Below are 9,694 nucleotides of genomic sequence, written 5' to 3'. Positions count from 1 at the left end.
CTTCGCGAACAAATCCTGCGGATCACGACCAGCCAGAAGCTGGTCCAGCATGGCCTTGTCGATCGCCATATCGATGGTCCTTCCTATCCATCTCTATGGCCTCGCGCACAAAATATCTGACAGTCCCGACGCCGGCCAAGAACTGCGGTCAATTTGACCAGAGTCTGAAAAAGGCGGGCAGCGTGTCTCTCGCTACCCGCCCTCATGGTTATGCCGCCTGTCGATCCCCCTCCTCATCGGGAGTGAGTTCTTCGTCCGTTGCGCACGCCGGGTCGTCATCCTGATCCGCAGCATCTGCCAGCAGCGGTGCAACCTTCTCCCATCGCTCGGCCGTGCCGACCCCTCCGCGATTGGTGTACGTCGATGGGGGGGAACTCATCCAGCGCGGCACCCAGCGCTCATGCTTGGCCCGCCCGTTGGCCCCGGTCAGGCAGTCTCGCACGATCTGCCGGTGAACCTTCGCGGTCGCATCGGCATTGCCCAACGCAACCTCGTCACCCGCCACGTCCATAAGCACATGGGCCATGACGTCCCGATCCCGGATGAGGTCGAGCAGAACATCGTCTGCTTCCCAGACCGACGCCATCTCGATCTCCATCTGCTTGCCCAGAAGTTCGATCAATGCCGATCCCGGTTCAAGCGTCTCGCCCATGACGATGGCGAGGATGCCCATCACGAGCGCGTCGTCGAGGTCGCGCAGGCGCAGATAGATGGCGACGATGTCGCGGTCATAGCTGTGCCCGGTGACGGTTGCGGTGTCTGGATCGAACCCGAGCAGGCCAAGCGCGATGCGCCGCTCCTTGTCGAACGCCGCCTCCGACATGCTGTTCTCGACGCTCTCCGTAATCGCATCGGTTGCGCCGCGCTGAGACGCGACATCGACCCGCCACAGCGAACTGCCGGCAATGGCGTGGGCGACCATGAGGCGCAGGGCGATGCTGGGTTCGGTCGCAATCTTCGCCCGCGCAGCAGCATGACGGTGAAGGTCGATATAGCTGGTCAGCGGTGCAGACAATTCGGGACGAACCGGCTTCTCGATGGCCTCGCCCTTGGCCAGCCTGCGCGCCTCCTTTGCGGTCACATAGCCCTCATGAAAGGTCACGTCGCCGCCATGGCCGGTCGCGATATAGACCCGGCCACCCTTGGCCTTGGAACAGCGCTCGTGCTCCCAATGATGGAACGTCTCGCCGCGCGGCAGGATCACAACTTCCTGCCACCCCGCCTCGCGATAGGCGTCGGCGCGGTCCTCGATGGCCTTGTCCTGCGCCAACCAGAACATGTCCGGGTCGGCGAAGTAGCTGTCCTCGCCAAACAGGTCCGCAACGACCAGACCGCTATAGTCGGCCATGTCGAACAGGGCCTTCCCGGTCGCAATGGTGTCGCCGCCCAGCAGCCAGGACTTGAGATGATGACCCATCGGCGGGCGGGCACTCTCGTCCTCGAACAGGGCCAGCCATTCGCGTTGCCGCTGCTTTGAGGCAAGGGTCAGGTGGCGCACGGTTGCGGCGTCGATGATCTCGCGGCGATAGAGGTCGCGGATGCGGGGCAGCAAGTTGCCGAGCGCCAGCGTGCGCTTCACTTGCAAGGCGGTGAGGCCGAAGGTCAGCGAGATGTCCTCGGGCGACCGGCCTTCCCTCACAAGCCGCGTGAACGTCTCCCAGCGCGTCACTTTATGGGGGTCGAGCCGCGCGATGTTCTCGATCAGAGAGGCTTCCAGTGCGGCTGAATCGTCTCCGGCTTCCATCACCGCGCAGGGCAAGGGATCGAAGCTGCCCTGTTCCTGTGCAACGGCCAGTGCGGCATGATAACGCCGCTTGCCCGCGACGATCTCATAGGTCTCGGGCGAGCCGTTCGGACGCACGATAAGTGGCACCAATATGCCCCGTGCCCTCACCGATGGCAGGATGTTGGTGAGGTCGGGGGCCTTCTTCACACCCCGCATGTTGGCGGGCGAGACCGAGAGGCAGGCAATGTCGATATGCTTGAGTTCCATCTTCCTTACTCCTCTTGCACAAACCGGCCCCGGACGGCGGGGTGGGCGGCAAGAGCGCACCGGCAGGCCTGGTGAAGCCGCAGGCTGTACCCGCAGGGCTGCAACGAAGTGGAAGAGCCGGACCGAAGGCCGGCTTGCTGCCTGAGGCGGCAGGCCTAGAGGGAAGCGACGCGCACCCCGCTGCCGGAGGCCACGGACGCCATCGCGCCCAGCGCGATGTCCGCAGAGCGATCCTTAAGGATCGCCACGTCAGTCGATCGTCGCCTGGAGGGACGAGACGCCGCAGGTGGCTCGGTGGAGCGAAGCGGAATAGAGCGCGGTCACCCGCAAGGTGAGACGGTAATCCCCTAAGTCCCGCTGTGCCCGAATTTGGGTCGAAGAACGGTCGCACCGTCACGGAGCTGATCCAGATGATCGGACCAATGCTGCATCATCCTCACGCGCTCATCCCAATATTGCCCGCGGGCATAGGCACGGCGGATGGAATTGCCATCCGCGTGCGCGAGCTGGCGCTCGATGGCATCGGGGTTCCAGATGCCCATTTCGTTTAGCAAAGTTGCGGCCAGGGCGCGAAAGCCATGGCCGGTCATCTGATCCTGGGCATAGCCGAGCCTGCGAAGAGCGGCGTTGATTGTATTATCGGACATGGGCCGGTCGAGCGCCCGCAGGGAAGGAAACAGGAAGCTGCTATAGGCTACGTCATGTTCGATCTCGCCAATGATCTCGATGGCCTGCCGCGAGAGCGGGACCGCATGGGGGAAGCGCATCTTCATTTTGTGGGCGGGAATCGTCCAGACGCGCTTCTCCAGATCAAGCTCGCTCCATTCCGCGCAGCGTAATTCGCCGGGACGCACGAAGACATGCGGAAGCAATCGCAGGGCCGTCCGGGTGAGCCCAAAGCCGTCATAGGTTTCGATGGCCCTCAGCAGCGCCCCGGCCTCCTTGGGCGTCGTGATCGCGGCACGATGATTCGTACGCGGGGTGACCAGCGCTCCTCGCAGATCGGTGGCGATATCGCGTTCGGCGCGCGCAGTGGCGATCGCATATCGAAAGACCTGGCTGCAGGTACTTCGGATGCGGTTGGCGGTATCATAGCGTTTTGTGGCTTCGACCTTCTTCAACACGGCCAGGAGCTCATGCGCCGAAATTTCCGTGATCGGTCGTCGTCCGAGTGCGGGCAAAGTCTTGCCCACCAACCATCGCGCCTTCTTCAGCGTCATCGGCGCGACGCCTTCGCGCTCGATCTTGTCCAGCCACTCATTGGCGATCGTCTGAAAGTCGTTCTTCGCTGCGAGCGATTTTGCGATTTTGTCGAGTTTGGCCTTTTCTATCGGGTCCGTTCCCTTGGCGAGCAGGCGTCGCGCTTCCAAGAGCTGCTCCCTTGCTTCAGGAAGGGTCAGCACGGGCCAGCGCCCAAACGTGATTGTTCGCTGAACGCCTTGAAATCGGTAGTTCATGCGCCATACTCGCGATCCGCTTGGTTCGATCAGCAGATAGAGGCCGTCGCGATCGGACAGCTTGTAGGGCTTCTCACGGGGTCTTGCGCGTTGCAAAGAGGAGGCTGTAAGCCCAGATTCCTGCCGGTTTGCGCTCGCCATGATGGTATCTCCGCGAAGCGAACTTGGACCATACCATCAAATTGACCATCAAATCGGTCGGATGAGGGTGGATCGGCTCGCACCAATGCGGAGAATATAGCAGAAAAATCGGCGGAAATCAGCCATTTTCTGGACGTTTGCGGACCGCTCTGGATGCCGCTCTGGAGGCCCGAGCCGGAATCGAACCGGCGTGCAAGGATTTGCAGTCCTCTGCGTAACCACTCCGCCATCGGGCCTCGGAGCGCGGTAGGAGAGGGCGGCTAGCCCAAATCGTCCGGCGACGCAATCCGCTTTGCCCGACCGCAACCGGCAGCGGCCGTGCGCCGCCGATCCGGCGCGGAAAAGGCTTTCACTGTGCAGTGCAAAAAGACTAGAGATGCAAGCAACGCTATTTGGTGTATTGTAAGAACAATACAGTTATGTCATCAGGGACTCCATGACCGAGCAGAATTTCAGGGCCATGCGCCGTGCGATGGTGGAAAGCCAGCTGCGCACCAATGACGTGAATGATCCCGAGATCATCGAAGCCATCCTTGCCGAGCCGCGCGAGAATTACCTGCCCGAGGCCCGGCGCGACGCCGCCTATATCGATCGCGCGGTGCCGCTCGGCGCGGGTCGCGCGCTCAATCCGCCGCTCGCGACCGCCCGCCTGCTGGTCGCCGCCGCGCCCCGGCCCGGCGAGCATGTCCTGCTGATCGGCGCAGCGACCGGCTATGCCGCGGCATTGCTCGCGCGCCTCGGCTGCGACGTTGTCGCGGTTGAAGATGCCCCGGCGCTCGCCGACCATGCCAGGGCGCAGCTCAAGGATTGGGCCGGCATCACCATCGAAACCGGCCCGCTTGCCGCAGGATCGAAGAAGAAGGCGCCGTTCGACCTGCTCTTCGTCGATGGTGCTGTCGAGGATCTCTCCGATGCGCTGATCGACCAGCTCAAGGTCGATGGCCGTGCCGTCTTTGCCCGCGCCGAGCGCGGCGTCACCCGGCTGTGCATCGGCACCCGCACGGCGGGCGGTTTCGGTGCACGCGTCCTGGTGGACAGCGAAGCGGCACCCCTCCCCGGCTTCGCCAAGCCCACATCCTTCACGTTTTGACCCGGAAGCGTCTCCTGCCCATGCCCCTTCGCTCCACGCCGCGCCTCGCGATCCTCGCCGCCCTGCTTGGCGGCGTCGCCCTGCCCGTCCAGGCCGAAACGCTGCAGGAGGCGCTGGCTGCGGCCTATCGCGACAATCCGACCTTGAGCGCCGCGCGCGCCGGCCAGCGGGCGACCGACGAGACCTACAATATCCAGAAGGCCAATGGCCTGCCGGACGTCAGCCTGGGCTCGACCTTCACCGAGTTCGCGCATGACCGCCCGCTCAACCCGCTGGCGCCGAACCGCTCGCTGTCGAGCAGCCTGTCGGTCAGCGTGCCGGTCTATTCCGGCGGGCGCGTGCGCAATGGCGTTACCGGTGCCAGGAACCGCATCGAGGCGGGGCAGTTCGATCTGCGCGGCACGGAACTCACTATCTTCAGCCAGGTGGTCGCCGCCTATATGGACGTGATCCGCGGCGAATCCCTCGTGTCGCTGAGCCGCAACAACGTGCAGGTGCTCGAAGTCAATCTGCGCGCCACCAACAATCGCTTCCAGGTCGGCGACCTTACCCGCACGGACGTCGCCCAGTCCGAATCGCGCCTCGCCATCTCGCGCGGCGATCTCAAGACGGCCGAAGCCTCGCTGATCGAGGCGCGCGAGCGCTACATCCAGCTTATCGGCCATGAGCCGGTCGATCTCCAGCCGCCACCCGCGCTGCCCGGCCTCCCCGCCAATGCGGACGATGCCGTCGATGTCGCGCTGGCCAACAATCCCGATCTCGCCGCCGCTCGCAAGGTGCGCGAAGCGAGCCTCTATGACGTGCGCGTCGCCAGGGGCCAGCGCCTGCCGACGCTCTCCGCCTTCGCGACCGGCCAGCACGACACCGATTTCGCCTCGCGGGCTGGTGCGACCAATGCCGCCGATGCGGCATCGGTCGTGGTCGGCGCACGCCTCACCATGCCGCTGTATCAGGGCGGCCGCCCGGGCGCGCAGGTGCGTCAGAGCCAAGCTTTCGAGCAGCAGGCCATGGAGCGCGAGACTGCCGTTGAGCGCGATCTCATTGCCCAGACTCGCTCGCTCTATTCGAGCTGGCAGGCGAGCAATGAGGTGATCGCCTCGAGCCGCACCGCCGTGGATGCGAGCGGCCTGTCCCTGCAAGGCGTTCGCGCCGAGAACAGCGTCGGCACGCGCACCATTCTCGACATCCTCAATGCCGAGCAGGAAAGCTTCATCGCGCGCGTCCAGCTCGTCACCGCCGAGCGCAATGCCTATGTCGCGGCCTTCTCGCTACTGGCTGCCATGGGCCGCATCTCGCCGACCGATTTCGGTATCCCGGCGAGCGACATCTACGATCCCCGCTCCAACTACGACCGCGTGAAGGGCAAGTGGTTCGACTGGGACGACGACGCGGCGCCCAAGCCGATTTCGTCGCGCACGGTTGACTCGACTGCTCAAACGGCCACAGTAAAGGCTTCAGAAACCAACTGATCGCCGGGAATCGCTATGGGGGCCATGCCGAACGAGCCGTCGATGGAAGAGATTCTCTCATCCATCAAACGGATCATCGCCGAGGAAGACACGGTCAGCCAGGCTCCCCGTGCGCCCCGCCGCGCCGCTCAGGCCGTCGCGATCGAAGACGCGGATGACGCAGCGTCGCACGATCAGGTTCTGGAGCTCACCGATGCCCTGCCCGGCGATAGCGACGCCGCGCCCGCGCAAGAGGAGCCGGTCATGACCGCGCCAGCCGCCAAGCCCGAGAGCAAGCCCGCCAAGTCCGCACCGCGCGCCAAGGCCGCCGCAGCACCCGCAGCCGATACGCCGGCCACGGTAATTTCCGACGCGAGCGCCCAGGCGGCCCGCGACTCCCTGGTCAATCTCTCCAGGCTGCTGGTCCGCCCCGAGGACGGCCAGTCCAACACGCTGGAGGGTCTGGTGCGCGAAATGCTGCGCCCCATGCTCAAGGATTGGCTGGACGCCAATCTGCCCGAGCTGGTCGAGGGCATGGTCAAGCGCGAGATCGACCGGATCACCGGACGAGTATGACGGCCGGGCTGCCGCCCGAGCACGCAGTCCGGCAGCATTGAGCTCCTCATCGCCCTGCGCGTGACCCGCGCGGCGGCTTCGCCAATTCGACACATATTCCGCAAGACCGCGCCGGTGCTTTGGCTGGCGCGCCTCATCGAGAATCACTAAGGGCCACCCCATGACAGACACGCCCATGACCGAGCTTGCCAAGACATTCGATCCGGCCACCATCGAGGCCAAATGGTACCAGCATTGGGAAACGAGCGGACAGTTCCGCCCGTCGCGCCCCGACGCGCAGCCGTTCACCATCGTCAATCCGCCGCCGAACGTGACGGGCTCGCTGCACATCGGCCATGCGCTCGACAACACGCTGCAGGATATCGTGATCCGCTACGAGCGGCTGCGCGGCAAGGATGCGCTCTGGGTGGTCGGCACCGATCATGCGGGCATCGCGACGCAGATGGTCGTCGAGCGGCAGATGGAGGACCGGCAGGACAAGCGCACCAACTACACGCGCGAGCAGTTCGTCGAGAAAGTCTGGGAGTGGAAGGCCGAGAGCGGCGGCACGATCACGGGCCAGCTGCGCCGTCTCGGCTGCTCGATGGACTGGAGCCGCGAGCAGTTCACCATGGACCCGCATTTCACCCGCGCGGTCGTGAAGGTGTTCGTCGATCTCTATAATGAGGGCCTCATCTATCGCGACAAGCGGCTGGTGAACTGGGATCCCAAGCTCAAGACCGCCATCTCGGACCTCGAAGTCGAGACGCGCGAGATCAAGGGCAGCTTCTGGCACTTCCGCTATCCGCTCGCCGACGGCGTGACCTTGGACGATGGCCGTGACCATATCGTCGTCGCCACGACCCGCCCGGAAACGATGCTGGCCGACATGGCCGTGGCGGTGAACGCGGAGGACGAGCGCTACAAGTCGGTCATCGGTAAGGACATCCTCCAGCCGATCACCGGCCGCCGCTTCAAGATCGTCGCAGATGAGCATGCCGATCCGGCGCTCGGCTCGGGCGCGGTGAAGATCACGCCCGGCCATGATTTCAACGACTTCGAGGTGGGCAAGCGCGCCGGCATCAAGCCGGCCGACATGCTCAACATGTTCGATGCCGAGGCGCTGGTCGTGCAGACGGCGGATGGTCTGATCCCCGACAAATATCTCGGCCAGGACCGCTTCGTCGTGCGCCAGTGGATCGTGGACGAGATGAAGGCGCAGGGCTTCCTCGTGCCGCATGTCACGAAGGACAAGGAAGGCAACGAAACCGAGCACGACGCCGAACCGCGCACGATCCAGACGCCTTATGGCGATCGCGGCGGCGTGGTCATCGAACCCTGGCTGACCGATCAATGGTATGTCGATGCGGCGACCCTCGCCCAGCCCGCGATCGAGGCGGTGCGCTCGGGCGCGATCGAGATCGTGCCCAAGACCTGGGAAAAGACCTGGTTCAACTGGATGGAGAATATCCAGCCATGGTGCGTCTCGCGCCAGCTCTGGTGGGGGCATCGCATTCCCGCGTGGTTCGACGAGGACGGCAATATCTTCGTCGCGGAGGCCGAGGAAGAAGCTCAGGCCAAGGCCGGCAACCGGAAGCTGACACGTGACGAAGACGTCCTCGACACATGGTTCTCCTCCGCGCTCTGGCCCTTCGCCACGCTCGGCTGGCCCGAGGATGAAGCAACCGCGCCGCTGCTGGCGAAGCACTATCCCAACGATCTGCTCGTCTCCGGCTTCGACATCCTGTTCTTCTGGGATGCGCGCATGGCGATGCAGGGCATCCACTTCATGAAGGACGTTCCCTGGAAGCGGCTCTATCTGCACGGCCTCGTGCGCGCCGCAGACGGGCAGAAAATGTCCAAGTCCAAGGGCAATGTGGTCGATCCGCTCGGCCTCATCGACCAGTTCGGCGCGGATGCACTGCGCTTCTTCATGTCCGCCATGGAGAGCCAGGGCCGCGACGTGAAGATGGATGAGAAGCGCGTCGAGGGTTATCGCAACTTCGCGACCAAGCTCTGGAACGCGGTCCGCTTCGCCCAGTCCAACGGCATCGGCGCGAGCCATTCGGTTGCAGCGCCCGCCGCCGCGCTCGCAGTTAACAAGTGGATCATCGGCGAAGTCGCCGCGACCCTCGCCGAGCTGGACAAGGCAATGGCCGAGCTGCGCTTCGACGCGGCCGCGAACGCGATCTACCACTTCGTCTGGGATCAGTTCTGCGACTGGTATCTGGAGCTGATCAAGCCGGTCCTCAATCCTCCCCGGGACGGGGAGGTGGCAGGCGACGCGCCAGCGGCGGCTGACGGAGGGGGCCCCCTCCACCATCCTGCGGATGGTCCCCCTCCCCGTACCGGGGAGGATCTGGGCGCGGCCGAAACCCGCGCCGTCGCCGGCTGGGTGATCGACCAGATCCTCGTCATGCTGCACCCGTTCATGCCCTTCATCACCGAGGAGCTGTGGCATGCGCAGGGCGAGCGCGCTTATGACCTGATCGTTGCCAAATGGCCCGAGCCCGCCGCGCAGACCGATGCGCAGGCAAGCGCCGAGATCGACTGGCTGATCCGGCTGGTGAGCGAAGTACGGGCCGCGCGCGCCGAGCTCGGCGTGCCGCCGGGCGCGAAGCTCAATGCCATTGCCAATGATGCCGGCCCTGAGACGCGCGCGCGCATCGACCGGCTCGGCCAGCAGCTCGGCCGCCTCGCCCGCATCGAAAGCTGGACCTTCGATGGTACGGCAAGTGGCGGCGCCGCGCAGATCGTGGTGGACGAGGCGACCTATGTCCTCCCCCTCGAAGGTGTCATCGACATCGAGGCCGAGCGCGCGAGGTTGACAAAGTCACTTCATGCCGCGCAGAAGGAAGCCCAGTCGCTCGAAGGACGCCTCGCCAATCCGGCTTTTGTCGAGAAGGCGAAGCCCGAGGCGGTCGATAAGGCCCGTGCCGACCATGCCGAAAAAGTCGCCGAAGCGGAGCGTCTGGAGGCTGCGCTGACACGGCTTGGATAGAGTTTTGAA

Annotated in this window: 6 protein-coding genes and 1 tRNA gene; 4 read left to right on the top strand and 3 right to left on the bottom strand. The window is 64.6% G+C overall.

The genetic code is table 11. The annotated features are described in order from the left end of the window. Nucleotides 1-208 precede the first annotated feature (208 nt). From KM135_RS16865 to KM135_RS16855, 3 genes are all read right to left on the bottom strand, one after another. Nucleotides 209-1,993 (bottom strand): ParB/RepB/Spo0J family partition protein, encoded by a 1,785-nt coding sequence (locus tag KM135_RS16865; RefSeq protein ID WP_221715196.1) that lies wholly within the window; start codon nucleotides 1,991-1,993, stop codon nucleotides 209-211. A gap of 347 nt (nucleotides 1,994-2,340) precedes the next feature. After that, a complete protein-coding gene (locus KM135_RS16860; protein ID WP_221715195.1) occupies nucleotides 2,341-3,591 on the bottom strand; it encodes a tyrosine-type recombinase/integrase in 1,251 nt (416 codons plus the stop codon). Nucleotides 3,592-3,753: 162 nt separating this feature from the next. After that, nucleotides 3,754-3,827, bottom strand: a tRNA-Cys gene (locus tag KM135_RS16855). 200 nt (nucleotides 3,828-4,027) lie between these two features. On the opposite strand from KM135_RS16855, the gene KM135_RS16850 reads away from it, so the two are divergent. The 4 genes from KM135_RS16850 to KM135_RS16835 all read left to right on the top strand — a co-directional run bounded on the left by KM135_RS16850 (nucleotide 4,028) and on the right by KM135_RS16835 (nucleotide 9,685). Next, nucleotides 4,028-4,681, top strand: a complete 654-nt coding sequence (locus KM135_RS16850) for a protein-L-isoaspartate O-methyltransferase family protein (RefSeq protein ID WP_221715194.1) — start codon at nucleotides 4,028-4,030, stop codon at nucleotides 4,679-4,681. Between the two features lie 20 nt (nucleotides 4,682-4,701). Further along, on the top strand, nucleotides 4,702-6,150 hold the full coding sequence (locus tag KM135_RS16845; protein WP_221715193.1) for a TolC family outer membrane protein: 1,449 nt from the start codon (nucleotides 4,702-4,704) through the stop codon (nucleotides 6,148-6,150). 24 nt (nucleotides 6,151-6,174) lie between these two features. Further along, nucleotides 6,175-6,705 (top strand): DUF2497 domain-containing protein, encoded by a 531-nt coding sequence (locus tag KM135_RS16840; RefSeq protein WP_425517086.1) that lies wholly within the window; start codon nucleotides 6,175-6,177, stop codon nucleotides 6,703-6,705. 175 nt (nucleotides 6,706-6,880) lie between these two features. After that, nucleotides 6,881-9,685 carry a valine--tRNA ligase gene (locus KM135_RS16835; protein WP_221715212.1) on the top strand — a complete coding sequence of 935 codons (2,805 nt, stop codon included), beginning with the start codon at nucleotides 6,881-6,883 and terminating at the stop codon, nucleotides 9,683-9,685. The last annotated feature ends 9 nt before the right edge of the window (nucleotides 9,686-9,694 follow it).

The organism is Sphingobium xanthum (genome assembly GCF_019737615.1).
GTDB lineage: Bacteria > Pseudomonadota > Alphaproteobacteria > Sphingomonadales > Sphingomonadaceae > Sphingobium > Sphingobium xanthum.
Note: the sequence above shows the minus strand (reverse complement) of the source record. Positions and strands in the feature narration are given on the sequence as shown.

Coding starts and splice junctions, on each gene's coding strand:
- KM135_RS16865 (WP_221715196.1), bottom strand. CDS start 1,993: ATGGAACTCAAGCATATCGACATTGCCTGCCTCTCGGTCTCGCCCGCC.
- KM135_RS16860 (WP_221715195.1), bottom strand. CDS start 3,591: ATGGCGAGCGCAAACCGGCAGGAATCTGGGCTTACAGCCTCCTCTTTG.
- KM135_RS16850 (WP_221715194.1), top strand. CDS start 4,028: ATGACCGAGCAGAATTTCAGGGCCATGCGCCGTGCGATGGTGGAAAGC.
- KM135_RS16845 (WP_221715193.1), top strand. CDS start 4,702: ATGCCCCTTCGCTCCACGCCGCGCCTCGCGATCCTCGCCGCCCTGCTT.
- KM135_RS16840 (WP_425517086.1), top strand. CDS start 6,175: ATGCCGAACGAGCCGTCGATGGAAGAGATTCTCTCATCCATCAAACGG.
- KM135_RS16835 (WP_221715212.1), top strand. CDS start 6,881: ATGACCGAGCTTGCCAAGACATTCGATCCGGCCACCATCGAGGCCAAA.